The organism is Streptomyces sp. NPDC006925 (assembly GCF_042869575.1).
Taxonomy (GTDB): Bacteria; Actinomycetota; Actinomycetes; order Streptomycetales; family Streptomycetaceae; genus Streptomyces.
This window is the reverse complement of record NZ_JBIAGB010000019.1, coordinates 13,835-30,640: the sequence shown is the minus strand read 5'-3', so window position 1 is coordinate 30,640 and position 16,806 is coordinate 13,835. Positions and strand designations below refer to the sequence as shown.

The 16,806-nt window shown below is 74.1% G+C and carries 12 protein-coding genes; 6 read left to right on the top strand and 6 right to left on the bottom strand.

Annotated elements, in window-relative coordinates; all coding sequences use genetic code 11:
- Positions 1 to 113: 113 nt before the first annotated feature.
- Together ACFYNS_RS23190 and ACFYNS_RS23185 are read right to left on the bottom strand one after the other, a co-directional pair.
- The gene (locus ACFYNS_RS23190) at positions 114 to 1,271 is read right to left on the bottom strand and encodes an LCP family protein (RefSeq protein ID WP_388604861.1); all 1,158 of its coding nucleotides are present in this window, start codon (positions 1,269 to 1,271) and stop codon (positions 114 to 116) included.
- 158 nt (positions 1,272 to 1,429) lie between these two features.
- A complete protein-coding gene (locus ACFYNS_RS23185) occupies positions 1,430 to 2,185 on the bottom strand; it encodes a TIGR03089 family protein (RefSeq protein ID WP_388604859.1) in 756 nt (251 codons plus the stop codon).
- 111 nt (positions 2,186 to 2,296) lie between these two features.
- Here ACFYNS_RS23185 and ACFYNS_RS23180 point away from each other — a divergent pair, with 111 nt between their 5' ends.
- The 3 genes from ACFYNS_RS23180 (at position 2,297) to ACFYNS_RS23170 (ending at position 6,095) form a co-directional block, all read left to right on the top strand.
- The gene (locus ACFYNS_RS23180) at positions 2,297 to 3,769 is read left to right on the top strand and encodes a peptidoglycan recognition protein (RefSeq protein ID WP_360291157.1); all 1,473 of its coding nucleotides are present in this window, start codon (positions 2,297 to 2,299) and stop codon (positions 3,767 to 3,769) included.
- 198 nt (positions 3,770 to 3,967) lie between these two features.
- Positions 3,968 to 5,050 carry an NDP-sugar synthase gene (locus ACFYNS_RS23175; protein WP_360291160.1) on the top strand — a complete coding sequence of 361 codons (1,083 nt, stop codon included), beginning with the start codon at positions 3,968 to 3,970 and terminating at the stop codon, positions 5,048 to 5,050.
- Between the two features lie 130 nt (positions 5,051 to 5,180).
- The gene (locus ACFYNS_RS23170) at positions 5,181 to 6,095 is read left to right on the top strand and encodes a DNA-3-methyladenine glycosylase 2 family protein (protein ID WP_360291163.1); all 915 of its coding nucleotides are present in this window, start codon (positions 5,181 to 5,183) and stop codon (positions 6,093 to 6,095) included.
- Between the two features lie 71 nt (positions 6,096 to 6,166).
- Here ACFYNS_RS23170 and ACFYNS_RS23165 read toward each other — a convergent pair whose 3' ends face one another.
- From ACFYNS_RS23165 to ACFYNS_RS23155, 3 genes are all read right to left on the bottom strand, one after another.
- The gene (locus ACFYNS_RS23165) at positions 6,167 to 7,507 is read right to left on the bottom strand and encodes a coenzyme F420-0:L-glutamate ligase (protein ID WP_388604946.1); all 1,341 of its coding nucleotides are present in this window, start codon (positions 7,505 to 7,507) and stop codon (positions 6,167 to 6,169) included.
- 158 nt (positions 7,508 to 7,665) lie between these two features.
- On the bottom strand, positions 7,666 to 8,667 hold the full coding sequence (cofD, locus tag ACFYNS_RS23160) for a 2-phospho-L-lactate transferase (protein WP_360291170.1): 1,002 nt from the start codon (positions 8,665 to 8,667) through the stop codon (positions 7,666 to 7,668).
- 77 nt (positions 8,668 to 8,744) lie between these two features.
- Positions 8,745 to 9,281, bottom strand: a complete 537-nt coding sequence (locus ACFYNS_RS23155; protein WP_360291173.1) for a cysteine dioxygenase family protein — start codon at positions 9,279 to 9,281, stop codon at positions 8,745 to 8,747.
- An 803-nt stretch (positions 9,282 to 10,084) separates the two neighbouring features.
- Here ACFYNS_RS23155 and ACFYNS_RS23150 point away from each other — a divergent pair.
- From ACFYNS_RS23150 to ACFYNS_RS23140, 3 genes are all read left to right on the top strand, one after another.
- Positions 10,085 to 10,348, top strand: a complete 264-nt coding sequence (locus tag ACFYNS_RS23150) for a WhiB family transcriptional regulator (RefSeq protein WP_004952403.1) — start codon at positions 10,085 to 10,087, stop codon at positions 10,346 to 10,348.
- A 284-nt stretch (positions 10,349 to 10,632) separates the two neighbouring features.
- Entirely contained in the window at positions 10,633 to 14,442 is a 3,810-nt protein-coding gene (locus tag ACFYNS_RS23145) for a glycosyltransferase (protein WP_388604856.1), read from the top strand.
- Entirely contained in the window at positions 14,439 to 16,085 is a 1,647-nt protein-coding gene (locus ACFYNS_RS23140; protein WP_388604854.1) for a DUF5719 family protein, read from the top strand. Before ACFYNS_RS23145 ends, ACFYNS_RS23140 begins: the two co-directional genes overlap by 4 nt.
- Positions 16,086 to 16,145: 60 nt before the next feature.
- On the opposite strand, the gene ACFYNS_RS23135 is transcribed toward ACFYNS_RS23140, so the two are convergent.
- Complete coding sequence (locus ACFYNS_RS23135; protein WP_360291180.1) at positions 16,146 to 16,595, bottom strand: metallopeptidase family protein; 450 nt, start codon at positions 16,593 to 16,595, stop codon at positions 16,146 to 16,148.
- Between the last annotated feature and the right edge of the window lie 211 nt (positions 16,596 to 16,806).

Here is a 16,806-nt window from a genome sequence, read left to right as displayed (position 1 = left end):
TGCTGATGCCGCCCCGGGGCCGACCGGAGCGCTCACACTATCCGGCAGGTTCCGCGGCCAGCGACGGCGGTGACAAGTTCTGTGCAGCCGGAAACGGTCAATTCGCCTCAATCTCAGCGTGCTGTGTTCGCGCAGATGTCCAGGTCCGCCGTCGTCCCGCGGTACGACCCGCCCGCCTTCTCCTTTCCGTCCTTCTTCTCCGTTCCGCCTCCTCCGACGGCCACCGGGCTGTCCTCGCGCAGCTTGGTGAAGAGCTCGTCGGCGGCGGGCTGTACCAGCTCATCCCGATTGATGTCCAGTTTGTACGACTGCCGGGGCACCGTAAGGAAACGGATGTGGTCTTCCGGGATATCGCGTACGCTCCGCACCAGTTCGTACAGTTCGGAGAGGGAATCAAGGCCGGAATCCGCGGTCAGCGACGAGGTCGCGGCATCCAGTACGGGATAGGCGCGCGTGGGGTTCAACAGAACTCCTTTGCTGCGCACCTTCTTCACCAGAGATCCCAGAAATCGTTGCTGGCGTTCGATGCGCTGGGTGTCGCTGCCGTTTCCCAGACCGTGCCGGGCGCGGACGTAGCCGAGCGCGTCCTCCCCGTCGAGGGTCTGCCGCCCGGCGGGCAGATCGAGCTTCGCCTCCCGGTCGTGCACCGGCTCCGCCAGGCAGACCTCCACCCCGTCCACCGCGTCCACCAGCTTCTTGAAGCCGTTGAAGTCCACGACCAGGTGGTGGTCGACGCGGATGCCGGTCAGCTTCTCCACCGTGCGGATGGTGCAGGCCGCGCCGCCCCGCTGGAACGCCCAGTTGAACTGTGCGAACTGCGGGGCGGTGGTGGAGCCGTCCGGCTTCCGGCAGTCGGGGATGTCCACCATCAGGTCCCGCGGTATCGACATCCCCGTCGCGCCGCGCCCGTCGGCGGCTATGTGCAGCAGGATCGCGGTGTCCGAGCGCTGGCTGCCCTCGTCGTGCCCGTAGGCGCCGTTGCCGTCGCCGCGGTTGTCCGAGCCGAGGACGAGGATGTTGCGCGCCTCCTGGGTGCCGCGCACCGGAGTGGGCCGCTCCTTCTCGTAGGGCGCCAGTGCCTGCGCGGTACCCGCGTCGGTGCGGATGTTGCCGTCCAGCTTCCGATAGAGGGACCAGCTGGTCGCCGCGGAGGCCAGGACGAGCACTGCGGCGCCCAGCGCTGCCCAGCGGGGCCAGCGACGCCGGCGCGTCCGGATGGAAGCCGTACTGGACGCGCCGGAATCGGCATCGGTGGTGCCCGGATCGGTCACGAGTGTTCATCCCTCGGGTGGCGGCGACACCGGCGCACGCGGAGTACAAGGCGTACACCCGCAGGGGTGCGCCGGTCATGAAGACAGACGCTCGAATCACTCGCAAGGTTGTACGGACCATCCGGCTCAGGTGTCCCGGGAGGGGCCGGGCCGGGTGCTCAGTCGGCGGTGTGCGTCACCCGCTCGTCTTCCGCGCGCTGCCGGCGGGCGGCGGCGTCCAGCTGCCCGGCGCGGGGTGCGAGCACCACCGATCCGCCCACGGCCAGCGGTGCCAGCAGCCCCGCGCTGAGTCCGTCCCAGCCGTCCCACGGCAGCGCGGACAGCAGCCGGGCGCCGGGCTCCAGTCCCCGCGCGGCGGCGTCGGCCCGGGCGCGCTCCACGACCTGCGCGCCCGTCAGCTCGCCGCCGTCGGGCAGCGCCAGGCTCGCGGCGTCCGCGTCCACGGGTGCGTACGGGGCGAAGTGGTCGCCCTGGCCCGGCACCTCCACCGCGTAGTCGGCGAACCCCTCCGGCAGCTGGGGGAAGCGCCCGCCCATGGGGCGCAGGCTGAGCGCCACCCGCTCCCCGGAGCAGCCGCGGGCCGCCTCCAGGGTGTCCGGTCCCGTCACCACCAGGTCGGCGCGGGCGGCGTCGCCGCCGAGGTCGGCCACGACTCCCACCGAGGAACAGGCCAGCAGCCAGACCGCCGTCTGCCAGTGCGCCGGGAGCAGCAGCGCAAGCCGGTCCCCGGGTTCGGCCGAGAACTCGTCCTGGAGCAGGTTCGCGGTCTTGGCCACCCAGTTGGCGAACGTCGCCACCGAGAGCTCGACGCGCTCGCCCGTGGCGTCGTCGTAGTAGGTCAGCAGGGGGCGTGCCGGGTCTGCGGAGAGGGCGGTCCGCAGCAGGTCGGCGGGGGTGCGGTCGGAGGCGTTCATTCCTGCAAGCGTACGCGGGCGCCCAACTGGCGGTGCGTCAATAGACGGCAATGATCATATATGTCCATGATCTGAAGTATGCGTGCGAATCGTGTTCAAACGGTCGGAGTCGTGAGTGCGGCCGCGCTGCTGCTGCCCCTCGCCCCCCTCACCCCTCTCGCCACGGCAGCGGCGGCGTCCCCGGCGTCTCCGGCGTTCCCGTCCTCGTCCTCCAAGGCGCCCGAGTCCCCCGCCGCCTCCGAGTCCTCCGCGGCCTCCGCGGCCTCCGAGTCCTCCGCGGCCTCCGAGTCCTCCGCCGCCGCCGGATCCGCGGTCCCGGGCCGCACCCAGTCGCTCTCCTTCGACGGGGCTCCCGAGGGAGAGTCCGGCACCCGCGCGGCGGAATCACCCGAAGCCGGGGTGCGGGTCCCTGCCCGCACCGTCCGCCCGTACTCCCTCCTGGGTGTGGTCTGGGACGGAGCCGGCACCCCGCTGCGCGGGCGTGTGCAAGTCCGCACCCGCGACGCGGACTCCGGACACTGGTCGGCGTGGCGGCACCTGGAGAACCATCCCGTCGACGCCCGGCGAGGCGGCGCCCGCGGACCGGCCCGCGGCGCCACGGCTCCGCTGTGGGTCGGCTCCTCCGACGGCGTGGAGGCCCGGGTGCTGCCGGAGCGCACGGAGCACGGCGGGTCGCTGCCCGACGGGCTCCGCCTGGAACTGGTCGACCCGGGCCCCGACACGAGCCCGGACAGCCCGGACCAGGACAGGCAGCCGGACCAGTCCGCGGCCTCCGGTCAGTCCGCGGCCCCCGGCCCGGCGGAGGAGCCCGCGGGCGGTCAGCGGGACAGCGCGGCGGCAGGTGCGGCGGCGGAGGGGGCCGGAAGCGGTGCCGCGGGTGCGGAGCCCGCGGAGGCGGACTCCGCCGAGGGCGCCGACGGCGGGGTGCTGCCCGCCCTCTCCCGGGAGGCGACCCGCTCCCAGTACCCGGAAGCCGGGTCGTTCGCCGGGCCCCGCCCGCGCATCGTGACCCGCGCGGGCTGGGGCGCCGACGAGAAGCTGCGGGAGGCGGAGTTCCGCTACACCGACACCGTCAAGGCCGCCTTCGTGCACCACACGGCCATGACCAACGACTACGCGTGCGACCAGGCGCCCTCCATGATTCGTGCGATGTACCGCTACCACGTCAAGAGCAGCAAATGGCGGGACATCGGCTACAACTTCCTCGTGGACAAGTGCGGAACCATCTACGAGGGGCGGGCCGGAGGCGTGGCCAAGCCGGTGATGGGAGCCCATACTTACGGTTTCAACACCGACAGCACGGGCATCGCGGTCCTCGGCTCCTACGGCAAGCAGGAACCCTCCGAGCGCGCCGTGGACGCGCTCGCCCGGCTCACCGCGTGGAAGCTGGGACTCTTCGGCGCCGACCCGGCCGGCAAGACCTGGCTGACGTCCGGCGGCGGCAAGTTCAAGAAGGGGCGGAAGATCCACTTCCACACCGTTTCCGGGCACCGGGACGGGTTCGTCACCGAGTGTCCCGGCGACCGGCTGTACGCGAAGCTCGGCGCCGTCCGCAGCGCGGCGGCCCGGCTGCAGGGCCGCTGACTCGGCACCGGTCCGCTGGTCCGCCGGGGCGTCGGCCCGCGGTGGTTTCGCGGGGGCGGAGCAACCGCCGGGCCCCCGGTCGCGTCTGCCGGGGACGGTCGTACCGGGCCGCCCACGCGTCCGCACGCGTCTGCATAGACTGTCCGCCGGCCATCCGAAGGGCGGTCGGCGGACCCCGGCAGGAAGCAGAGACAACAGGTGACAGAAGCGATCCTTCTGGTCGGGGGCAAGGGCACCCGGCTGCGTCCGCTCACGGTGAACACCCCCAAGCCCATGGTCCCCGCCGCGGGTGTGCCCTTCCTCAGCCACCAGTTGGCCCGGGCCCGCGCCGCGGGCGTCGACCACGTGGTGATGGCCACCTCCTACCTCGCCGAGGTCTTCGAGCCGTACTTCGGCGACGGATCCCAACTGGGCCTGCACCTGGAGTACGTCACCGAGGAGGAGCCGCTGGGCACCGGCGGCGCCATCCGCAACGTCGCCTCCCGGCTGCACTCGGGCCCCGACGAGCCGGTACTCGTCTTCAACGGCGACATCCTCTCCGGCCTCGACATCCGGGCCCTGGTCGACGAGCACTCCCGGTCCGCGGCCGACGTCTCGCTGCACCTGACCCGGGTGACCGACCCGCGGGCCTTCGGGCTCGTCCCCACGGACGGCTCGGGACGCGTGACGGCCTTCCTGGAGAAGCCGCAGACGCCCGAGGAGATCGTCACCGACCAGATCAACGCGGGCGCCTACGTGTTCACCCGCTCGGTCATCGACACCATCCCCGCGGGACGCCCCGTCTCGGTGGAGCGCGAGACCTTCCCCGGGCTGCTGTCCGCCGGGGCGACGCTGCACGGCATGGTCGACTCCACCTACTGGCTCGACCTGGGCACCCCCGAGTCGTTCGTCCGCGGCTCCGCCGACCTCGTGCTGGGCCGCGCGCCCTCACCCGCCGTACCGGGCCGGTGCGGGGAGCGGCTGATCCTGGAGAGCGCCGACGTGGCGCAGGACGCCAAGCTCACCGGTGGCACCGTCGCCGGAGCGGGGGCCGCGGTCGGCTCCGGCGCCCGGATCGACGGCAGCGCCCTGCTGGACGGCGCGGTGGTGGCGCCCGGCGCCCGGATCCGCGACTCGCTGATCGGCGCGGGCGCCCGCATCGGCGCCGACACCGTGCTGGACGGTGCGGTCATCGGTGACGGAGCCGTCGTCGGCGAGGGCAACGAACTGCGCGGCGGCATCCGGGTGTGGTGCGACGCCCGGATACCGGCCGGGGCGGTGCGCTTCTCCTCGGACCAGTAGCCGCGGTCCTTTCCGGCGCTCCCGGGCCTCGTTCCGGCGCTCCTGGGCCGGGCAGCCCGCCGGTCGGGCCGTCGCCCGTGGGGCCGCCGCCCGGTCGGGCTGTCGGTGCCGGGCCGTAGTCTTGCTGCCCGTGTCACTCACCCGCTCCTGGACCCCGCCGGGCCCGTACGACCTGCACGGCAGCCTGCGCGTGCTGCGCCGAGGTCCGTACGACCCGACGTACCGCACCGAGGACGGTGCGATCTGGCGCGGCACCCGCACCCCCGACGGTCCCGCGGCGCTGCGGCTGTCCCAACAGCGGGAGGCCGCCGACGGCACCGTGTGCGCCGAGGCGTGGGGGCCGGGGGCCGGGTGGCTGCTGGACGGGCTGCCCGCGCTGCTCGGCGCCGAGGACGACCCGGCCGCCTTCGTCCCGCACCACGACATCGCCCGGGAGGCACACCGGCGCCACCCCGGACTGCGGCTCGTCCGCACGGGGCGGGTGCTGGAGTCCCTGATCCCCTCCGTGCTGGAGCAGAAGGTCACCGCCGAGGAGGCGTACCGCGCCTGGCGGCTGCTGGTCCGCAGATTCGGCGAGCGTGCCCCGGGTCCGCATCCACACCTGTGGGTGATGCCCCATCCGCGCGACTGGCTGCGCATCCCCTCCTGGGAGTGGCACCGCGCCGGGGTCGACCAGAAGCGCTCCGCCGCCGTGCTGCGCGCCCTCCAGCGGGCCGGCCGGATGGAGGAGGCGGCCCACCTGGGTCTGGACGCGGCACTGGCCCGGCTCCAGGCCATTCCGGGCATCGGCCCCTGGACGGCCGCCGAGGTCCTGCAGCGCTCGAACGGGGAACCGGACGCCGTCACGGTCGGGGACCTGCACCTGCCGGGTCAGATCGGCTATGCCCTCACCGGTGCCCGCGGCACCGACGACGACGGCATGCTGGAACTCCTGGCTCCCTACGAGGGGCAGCGGCACCGCGCCAGCCGGCTCATCCTGCTGGGCGGCCCGCGGATGCCGCGCCGCGCTCCCCGTTTCCCGGTGGGGAACATAGCGCCGCTGTAGGGGGCGCGGGCGCAGCGGTACCGGCGACACCGCAGGCGGCGGCGTCGCACGGCACGGTCCTCAGCGGGAGGTCACCGCTCGACGACGAAGTCGGCCACGGAGCGCGGCGGGCGCTCCCGGGGCGGCGCCGCCGGATGGCCGATGGCGACCGCGCCCATCGGGTCCCACCCCTCGGGCAGGTCCAGCACCTCGCGCACCACGTCCCGGCAGAACATCGTGGAGGAGATCCACGCGGACCCCAGCCGCTCCCCGGCCAGTGCGACGAGGAAGTTCTGGATGCCGGCGCCCGTCGCGACGACGAACATCTCCCGCTCGGCGGCGTTCCGCCGCGCGTCCGGGTAGGTGTGCGAGCCGTCCATCACCAGGCAGGGCACGGCCAGGCAGGGCGCGTTGCGCAGCACGTCGCCGCGTTTGACGCGCTTGGCGATGCTCTGCTCGCTCTTCTCGTCGCCGCGCAGGTCGGCGACCCAGGCGTCCCGCATGGCGTCCAGCAGCCGGATCCGTGACTCGGCGCTCTCCAGCAGCACGAACCGCCACGGCGTGGTGTGGTGCGGAGCCGGTGCGGTCACGGCGGCGGCGACCGCGCGCCGCACGGCCTGCCCGTCCACCGGCTCCGCGGTGAACTCCCGTACGGTGCGGCGCAGCGTCACCGCCTCGCGCACGGCCTCCGAGGTGCCCAGCCGGAACATGTCGGCGGCGGCGTCGCGCACCAGCGCCCGGGCTGTCGCCTCCTCCTCGGGTGCCTCGGGTGCCTCGGGTGCCTCGGGCGCCCCGGGGGACCCGGTGGCCGTCTCCGCGCTGCCGGGTGCGGGCCGCACGTGGTGGGCCAGTCCGCGCACCACCGCGACCGGCAGCCCGCTCGCCTTGCGCTTGACCAGTTCGCCCGCTCCCGCCAGTTCGTCGCCGACGGCGGTGACGGTCACGCCCAGCAGGTTGCCGTACATGTCGACGCCGCCGCGCAGGTCCTCCAGGACCCGCACCCCGGCCGCGCCGATCGCCACGTCGGTCTGGCCCTCGCGCCAGGGCCGCCCGAAGGTGTCGGTGACGACGACGCCGACGGTGACCCCCAGCGCCTCCCGCACCCCGTCCCGCAGTTGCCGGGCCGTCGCGTCCGGGTCCTCGGGCAGCAGCAGCACGGTGCCCTTGGGGGTGTTGGAGGCGTCGACCCCTGCTGCGGCCATCACGAAGCCGTGCCGGGACTCCACGATCCGGGCCGGGCCGCGCCGCGCGACGACCCGCACGGTCTCCGCGTCGATGGCGGCCTCGCGGTCGTCGGCCCGGACGATGCGGCCCTCGGCCTTGCTCACGATCTTCGAGGTGACGACGAGCACGTCGCCGTCCGCCAGCCCCCGCCCGCCGGGCGCGGCCGCCGCGTCGACCAGGAGCCGCACCAGGTCGTCGCCGGGGCGCACGTCCGGGATGCCGGGCAGCGCCCAGACCTCGTAGGAGGTGCCGGGGCCGCTTCCGTCCCGGTCCGCCTGCTCGGCTCTCGTCGCGAGACCGTCGGCCTCCGCGGGCGCCGTGGCCCGCGGGTACTGCTCCTGCCCGGGCGCTCCCGCCGTCACCGCCGTCACGCGCGCACCTCCTCCGCCAGCGCCAGCGCCTGCCGGGCCATCTCGGCGGTGCTCTCCTCGTCGCGCATCAGCAGCGGCACGGCGCGGCAGCGGATGCCCGCGTCCTCGACAGCCGCCACGGCGTCGGCGTCCGCGGTGTCGACGAGCCAGCCGTCCAGCAGCCCCGAGCCGTAGTGCGCGGCGACGGCCGCCGCCGTGGTCTCGACCCCCACGGCGGCCAGTACCTTGTCCGCCATGCCGTGCACGGGGGCGTTTCCGATGATGGGCGAGAGGCCGACGACCGGTACCCCGGCGTCCGCGATCGCCTCCCGGATGCCGGGGACGGCGAGGATCGTGCCCACGCTGACGACGGGGTTGGAGGGCGGGAAGACGACGGTGTCCGCCGCGGCGACGGCCTCCAGCACGCCCGGTGCGGGTTTGGCGGCGTCGGCGCCGACGGGTACCACGGCGTGCGCGTCCACGGAGGCCCGCAACCGCACCCAGTACTCCTGGAAGTGCACCGCCTTGCGTCCGGCCGTCCCGTCCCCGCCGTCCTCGCCCGCGGAGTCCCCGGCGTCGGGGTCGTCGATCAGCACATGGGTCTCGACCCGGTCGTCCGTCATCGGCAGCAGCCTCACCCCGGGCTGCCAGCGGGCGCAGAGCGCCTCGGTGACGGCGCTGAGCGGGTAGCCCGCGGAGATCATCTGGGTGCGGACGATGTGGGTGGCGAAATCCCGGTCGCCCAGCCCGAACCACTCGGGGCCCACGCCGTAGGCGGCCAGCTCCTCCTTCACGGCGAAGGTCTCGTCGGCCCGTCCCCAGCCCTGTTCCTCGTGGATGCCGCCCCCCAGGGTGTACATCACGGTGTCGAGGTCGGGGCAGACCTTCAGGCCGAACAGATGGATGTCGTCACCGGTGTTGCCGACGACGGTGATCTCCGCGTCGGGCACCGCGGACCGGAGCCCGCGCAGGAAACGGGCACCGCCGATGCCCCCGGCCAGAACCACAATGCGCTGCATGGGCACCAGTCTCGCAGCCCGGTGCCCGCCTCCGACATCAGGTGTCCCGCCCGGTGCCGAGCACCGCGTACCGGGCGTCAGGCCGGCGACTCCTGCGCCGGGTTCCGTACGGCGCCGGGGCCGCTGGAGCAGTGCTGGGGCATCTCGGTCAGTCCGGGTGCGTAGATGTGCGCACTCACGACGGGTTCCAGTCCGTCGTTGACCACTTCGTGCACATATCCGGGCGCGAAGACGCGCACCGCGCCGGCGCCGAGCACCCGGGTGCCGTGTCCGGTCGTGCCGCGTCCGCCTCCGGTCGTGCCGTACCCGTGTTCGGTCAGCTCGCCCGCGAGCACGCCGAACACGCCCGACGAGCGCCCGTGGTCGTGCCGGCCGCTGCCCTGCCCGGGCAGCCAGCTCAGCAGCCACATCTCGTAGCCGGGGCCGGTGCGCAGCCGGTGGTACCAGCGCAGGGTCGGGTCGTAGCGCACCAGCGGCGCCCAGGCGGCCCGGTCGGCGGCCAGTGCGCCGATCAGCCCGGCGAAGTCCGCGACGGTGGCCGGGTGCGCCGGGGGAGCGGGGAGCAGATGGGGGACGGCGAGCGGATCGCCCGCGATTTCGAGGTCGCTGTTCACGTGCGGAAGTGCCTTTGTGCGGGGCCGACCGGAGCCGGGCGGCGAGCGGAGCCGCACCCGGTGGGAGCCGGGGCGGCGGGGAGGAGGCGCGACAGGGCGCGCGGGGCGTGCGGAGGAGGTGATCGCACTCCGCCGGAGTGGCTGCTCGACGGCGGGTCGCGGGCGCTCGGATCAGCGGAGGCCGGACCTCAGCGACATCTCAGCAACAGGGCGTGTGGCAGCCGCGCGGACAGCGACAGCGGCGCGGCTCCAGGACGTGAGAGGCGGCACGGAGGAGCGCACGCGCACCTCCGGCAGACCGCATGGCGGGGGCGCCACGGGTCGTACGGGTCTCAGAGGTCACTGCCATGCGCTCCAGAACAGCGCCCCCGTGCCCCAGGTGTCAACCTGTTGTCGCGTTTGTGGCGAATGTTTCACCCCTTCCGGCTCCTTCGGTCGGCGAAAGGTTTGCGCCCACCCGCGCGGGAGACCTGGCGCAGTAGCCGCCCCTGCACGCCGTTGCGCCTTCGTGATCAGAGTGTGATCAGGGCCATCCGAGGGTTGGTGCGGAACGTGACCGCAGGTCATCGCGTTCTGAATACAGGAGTCGGGAAAACGCCCCGACTCCGGGCACGAGTGTCATATTTCGTAGTGATTTGAACACTTACTGCGAAAGCTTGGTTCCGCCGGGTGAATAACGGGCTCAATAGCAGATCTCGGCTTGACTGCCCCGGATCGGCACACTTGTAATTTCACTCGTGTCGTTCATGAGGGTTCGATAACGACAGCATCACGGGGTCGAAGAGACGGATCGAGGGGCGCACATGACCGAGCTGTTCCAACAACTGCTGGTCGAAGAGGCGGACGAGGAGCTGGGTTGGCAGGAGCGCGCCCTGTGCGCGCAGACCGACCCGGAGTCGTTCTTCCCCGAGAAGGGCGGATCCACCCGCGAAGCGAAAAAGGTCTGCCTCGCGTGTGAAGTCCGCTCCGAATGCCTCGAATACGCCCTCGCCAATGACGAGCGTTTCGGTATTTGGGGCGGCCTGTCCGAGCGCGAACGGCGCCGACTGAAGAAAGCCGCTGTCTGACCCGGCCGCGCGCCGGACCGTCGAACAGCCGCACCCAGGAAGGACCCGGGCGACCGGGCCGGGCCCGAGCACCGCTCGCGCCGGGCAATCGGCAGCCGGCCCCGGGCAGTTGCCCGGAGGCGCCGGGCGCGTGAGGGTGAGCCGTTAGTGTGGGGCCGTCCACGACGCACACCACCCTGGCAAGGGCGTGCGCTCACCGCTCCGATACGCGTCTTCCGGGGGCTTGCAGCCACACCGCGGCACCGCCGCGAGGCCCCGGCACCCCGGGGAGGGCCCCTACCTCGATGTCCGTGCACAGCCACATGGCGGCCCACTACGAGGCGGCCGCAGCAGGGTTGGCCACCTTGGAGCCGCCCGAGTCCCCCCGGCACGTCGTCACCGCCGTCCTCGTCGCCCACGACGGCGCCCGCTGGCTTCCCCGCGCACTGAGCGGACTGCTGGAGCAGCACCGCCCCGTGCAGAACATCATCGCGGCCGACACCGGCAGCGCGGACGACACCGCCCGGCTGCTGACCGACGCACTCGGCGCCGAGCGTGTCCTGCACATGGCGCGGCGCACCGGGTTCGGCACCGCCGTTGAGGAGGCCGCCCGCACCGCGCGCCGGCTCACCCCCGAGGACCTGCCGTATCTCAAGCGGCCCAGCGGCTGGGACCCGGTCAACCGCACCTGGCGCGACGATGCCTACGACCTGCCCGAGCTGCCCTACGGCGAGCCCGTGGAGTGGCTGTGGCTGCTGCACGACGACTGCGCCCCCGAACCGGACACCCTGGCCCAGCTCCTGCGGGTCGTCGACGCGGACCCGTCCGTCGGCATCGTCGGCCCCAAACTCCGCAGCTGGTACGACAAACGCCAGCTCCTGGAGGCCGGGGTCTCCCTCGCGCACAGCGGACGGCGCTGGACCGGCATCGAGCGCCGCGAGCAGGACCAGGGCCAACACGACCAGGTGCGCCCCGTGCTGGCCGTCTCCACCGCCGGCATGCTCATCCGCCGCGACGTCTTCGACCAGCTCGGCGGATTCGACCGCCGGCTGCCCCTGATGCGCGACGACGTCGACCTGTGCTGGCGCGCCCAGTCCGCCGGACACCGGGTGCTGACCGTCCCGGACGCCGTGCTGCGGCACGCCGAGGCCGCCTCCCGGGAACGCCGCCCCGTCGACTGCGTGGGGCGCTCCAGCAGCGGCGCCAGCCCGCACCGCGTGGACAAGGCGGGCGCCGTCTACACCCTGCTCGCCAACGTGCCCGGCACCCTGCTGCCGTGGGTGCTGCTGCGCCTCGTCGTCGGCACCGTGCTGCGCACCCTCGGCTACCTCATCGGCAAGGTGCCAGGACAAGCCCTGGACGAGATCACCGGCCTCTCCGGCACCCTGCTGCGCGGTGGCCGCATCCTGGCGGCGCGCCGCCGACGGGGCAGGCCCGCCGTGCCGTACAAGGAGCTGCGGCCACTCTTCCCGCCCCCCGGCGCCACCCTGCGGGCCACCCTCGAACAGGCCACCAGCAGCCTTCCCGGACGCCCCGAACCGGACTCCTCCGCCGCGGGCCGGCACGGCGCCGCCGAGTCGGGCCCCGGGGACGAGGACGCGGACTTCCTGGAGGTCGAACAGTTCGCGCGCCTCAAGCGGCTCGGACAAAAGCCCGGACCCGTCCTGTTCGCCATCCTGCTGCTCGTCTCCCTGGTGGCCTGCCGGGCCCTGCTGGGCGGCGGTGCGCTGGCGGGCGGTGCGCTGCTGCCCGCGCCCGACGGGGTCTCGGAGCTGTGGGCGCGCTACGCCGAGGGATGGCATCCGGTGGGAACCGGCGGCACCGTCCCGGCTCCCCCCTATCTCGCCGTCCTGGCCACGTTCGCCACCCTGCTGTTCGGCAGCACCGGATTCGCGCTGACCCTGCTGCTGGTCTGCTCGGTCCCGCTCGCCGGTCTCACCGCCTACTTCGCCTCCCGCCCCCTGGCCGACTCCCGCCTCGTGCGGGCCTGGGGAAGCGTCGCCTACGCCTTCCTGCCCGCCGCCACCGGCGCGCTCGCCCAGGGCCGCATCGGCACCGCCGTGCTCGCCGTACTCCTGCCGCTGCTGGCGCGGGCCGCCGTGGCGGCGAGCGGACTGCGCGGCAAGGGCGGCTGGCGCGCGGCCTGGGCCTACGCGCTGCTGCTGACGTTCACGACGGCGTTCACCCCCGTCGTGTGGCTGATCGCCGCAGTGCTGGCGCTCGCCGTGCTCGCCGTGCGCCGCGCGGACGGCGCCTCGCTCGGCGCACTCCTCGCCCGGCTGGCCGCCGTCCTGGTGACGCCGCTGGTGCTCCTCGCGCCGTGGTCGCTGTCGCTGTTCACCAGCCCCGCGCAGTTCCTGGGCGAGGCCGGTCTGGAGTACGGCACCGGCGCGGCCTCCGCGCTCGACCTGCTGACCCTCTCCCCGGGCGGCCCGGGGACCACGGACGGGCTGTTCCTCGTCGGCCTCGTCCTGGCCGGGCTCGCAGCCCTGCTGCGCAGCGAGCGGCGGCTCGCCGTGTCCGCCGCGTGGGCCGCCGCGCTGGCCGGGCTGCTGGCGGCAGCGGTGTCCAACGGCTCCGCCTGGGCCGGCCCCGCCACCCTCGTCTACGGGCTCGCGCTGCTGTGCGCCGCCGCGGTCGGTGCCGAGGGCGCCAAGGAGCGGGTGGCGGCGCAGAGCTTCGGCTGGCGCCAGCCCGCCGCCGCCCTGGTCGCCGCGGCCTGCGTGCTCGCGCCGCTGGTCGCCGCCGGGCAATGGATGCTGCGCGGCGCCGACGGCCCGCTCTCACGGCGCGACCCGGTGCAGGTGCCCGCGTTCGTCGCCGAGGAGAGCACCACCAGCGACCAGGCCCGCACCCTCGTCCTCGACCAGCCCGAGGGCGCCACGGGCGTCACCTACACGCTCACCCGCGGCGCGGGCGCCCGGCTGGGCGACGCCGATCTGGCGGCGGCCCAGGGCGACGACGGGCGCCTGGACGGAGTGGTCTCCAATCTGGTGGCCGGCTCCGGCGCCGACCAGACCAGCCAACTGGGCGGCTACGCGGTCCGGTACGTGCTGCTGCGGGACGGCGCCTCGCGCCGGGTGAGCCGCACCCTGGACGCCACGCCCGGACTGACCCGGCTCAGCCAGGAGGACGGCAGCGCGCTGTGGCGCGTCGACCGCCAGGTGTCGCGCGTCTCGATCGTCCCGGGCGACCCGGAGAACGGCGCGGGCGGCGCGGTGACCGCCCCGGTGGCCGTTCCGGCCGGTCCTGTCGCCTCGCACGCGACGCTGCCGTCCGGCCCCTCGGGGCGGGTGCTGCGGCTCGCGGACCGCGCCGCCGACGGCTGGCAGGCCACTCTCGACGGCAGCCCGCTCAAGAGCGTCACGGTGGACGGCTGGGCGCAGGGCTTCGAACTGCCGACCAAGGGCGGCAAGCTGGAACTCGACTACCGAGCGCCCCTCTCGCACACCGGGTGGGTGTGGACGCAGGGCTTCCTGCTGCTGGTCGTCGTCGTCCTGGCACTGCCGGGCCGACGGCGGGACGTGGACGACGACCTGCCCGAGACCGAGCCCGCGGCGCCGGATCCGTCCGCGGCGGGAGAGGGCCGCCGGGCCCGCAGACTCCGCGCCGCAGCCGAGGCCGCGCAGACGTCCCCCGCGCAGTCCGCGCAGGAGCAGCCCCCGGCGCCGCCCGAACCGGCGCCGCCGCAGGATCTGCCGCCGCAGCCGGAGTACGACCCCTACGGACAGCAGCAGCCGGTGCCGGAGCAGCCGGAGTACGACCCCTACGGACAGCAGCGGCCCTATGTGCCGCAGCAGTCCCCGTACGCGGACCCGGCGGGCTACGGACAGGCCGCTCCGTACGAGCAGTCCCCCTACGACGCCTACGGCGCGGCCCCCTATGGCCAGGTCCCGCAGCAGTCCTACGACCAGGGGCACCAGGAGCAGCAGTACTACGGCACCCAGCCCGGCTACGACGCCTACCAGCAGCAGTCCTACGAGGAATGGCAGGCCCAGCAGTACGCGGCCCAGCAGTACGCCGCGCCGTACGACCACCCGCAGGGCCATGACGGGACGGGTGCGCACGGCTACGACAGCAGGTACGGCAACGGCGACGGGAGCGAGCAGCAGTGAACCGCACAGTCCTCAGCGTCGGGGCGGTCGCCGTCGCGCTCGCCGCGGTGACCGGCGTCGCCGCGCTCACCGCCCCCGAGGAGGCGGCGAGCAGCGCCGAGAGCCTCGGGACGGCGGCCCGCAAGCCGGTCGAGCGCTCGACGCTGGTCTGCCCCTCCCCGAGCACGTCCGATGTCGCGGAGACCGCCTACGAGGCGTTCACGCCCAAGGGCGGCCCCGGCAAGAAGGGCAGCGCGGCCCTGTACGCGGCCGAGCGCGCCGACCCCCAGGACCCGGAGGACCCCGCCGACGGCAAGGACGGCAAGGACGGCAAGTCCGACTCCGAGGAATCCGACAAGGACAAGAACTCCGACAAGGAGAAGAACTCCGAGGAGGACAAGGGCTCCAAGGAGGATGCTGGAGGCGAGGACGGCGCGGGGAAGGGGAACGGCAAGCCCTTCCTCTCCCTCGGCAGCCCCGGCACCCCCGTCGCGGCCGAGACGGACGACCCCGGGGCTCCCGCGCTGACCGGCACCGCCGACGGCCCCTTCGCACCGGGCTGGACGGTGCAGCAGACGACGGCTGTCGCCGCCGGAGCGGGGCGCGGCCTGCAGGGCACGTCCTGCTCGGTGCCGGACACCTCGTTCTGGTTCCCGGGCGCCAGCACGGCCGAGGGGCGGCAGGACTACGTCCACCTCACCAACCCGGACAGCACCCCCGCGGTCGTCGACCTGGAGCTGTACGGCAAGGAGGGCAAGGAGAAGGCCGGACAGGGCAGCGGGGAGGGGATCACCGTCCCGCCGCACGCCACCGTTCCCGTCCTGCTGTCCACCCTGACCTCCGAACCGGTCACCAATGTGACGCTGCACGTGATCGCGCGGTCCGGCCGGGTGGGCGCCCAGATCCAGTCCTCGGACCGCAAGCTGGGCGGCGACTGGCTGGCGCCCGCCGCCGACCCGGCCCCCGGCCAGGTCCTCCCGGGCATCCCCGAGGACGCGACGGCGGTCCGGCTCTCGGTCCTCGCCCCCGGCGGCGCGGACGCGGACCTGAAGGTGCAGCTCGCGGGCAAGTCCGGGCGGATCAGCCCGGCCGGGCACGAGTCCCTGCACGTGAAGGCGGGCATGGTCACCACTGTCGACCTCAAGGGCCTGATCAAGGGCGAGTCCGGGTCGCTGGTGCTCTCCCCGGCCGAGGACGGCGAGGACGCCCCCGACGTGGTGGCGGCGGCGCGGGTGCTGCGCGGCAAGGGGAGCAAGCAGGAGACGGCGTTCGTCCCGGCGACGGCACCGGTGCAGAAGCGGGCCACCGCCGCCGGAAACACCGCGAGCGGAACCACTCTGGCGCTGACCGCGCCGGAGGGCGGCGCGAAGGTGCGGGTGACCGCGTCGCCGGGCAGCGGCGGCGGCAGCCCCAAGAGCACCACCGTCACGCTCAAGGCGCACACCACCAAGGCGTTCACCCCGCCCCGTCCCGCGGACGGCAAGGGCGGATACGCGGTGACGGTGGAGCGCCTCTCGGGCGGCCCGGTCTACGCCTCCCGCACGTTGGAGCACGAGCAGTCCGGCGTTACCGGGTTCACGGTGCAGACGCTCCCGGACGACCGGAGCACGGTCGCCGTACCGGAGTCGGCCCAGGACCTGTCGGTGCTCAACGACGACGAGTGAGCGCGCAGAGCGGACGGGGAGACCGGACGGGGCCGGACCGTCCGCTCCCGCCGGGGGTGCCTAATCCTGCCCGTAGCGGGGGTCCACCGACTCGGGTTCCAGGCCCAGCAGTTCGGCCACCTGCTCGACCACCACCTCGTGCACCAGGAGGGCCCGCTCGTCCCTGCTCCGGCTGCGGATCTCCACCGGGCGCCGGAAGACGATCACGCGGTCCGGGTGTTCGCCGCTGCCCTCGGCGACCCGGCCCAGCGGTACGGCGTCGTCCTCGTCGCGCACCTCCCCGTTGTCCGACCGCGGCACCTCCTGGACGGCGAACTCGACACCGGCCAGTTGCGGCCAGTGCCGCTCCAGGCGGGTCACCGAGTCGCGCACCAGGTCGTCGAACGCCTCTGCCCGGCTGATGGCGAGCGGTACTTGGGGAGGGGCGACGGGGCCGCGCATGCCGCGGCCGTGGCGGTCTCGGCGGCGCGGCCGGGAGCCGGCCCGGCGCGGCGGTACGGGGCTGTCCATCGCCCCCGAGCGTAGCCCGCCGCGGGGCCCGCGCGGGGCGCGACGGGCGGGTGCGGGCCGCCGCGCCCGCTTCGGCGGCCGGTGGCGCCGCGCCCCTCGCCGCCGGGTCGGCAGCCCATTCCGGCGGTACCGGCTTCGAAATCGGCTGTGACCAGGTGCGGAGCCCAGGCCGTACGCGGCCGCCGGGCGTGCGGACCGGCCGGGGGCGGGG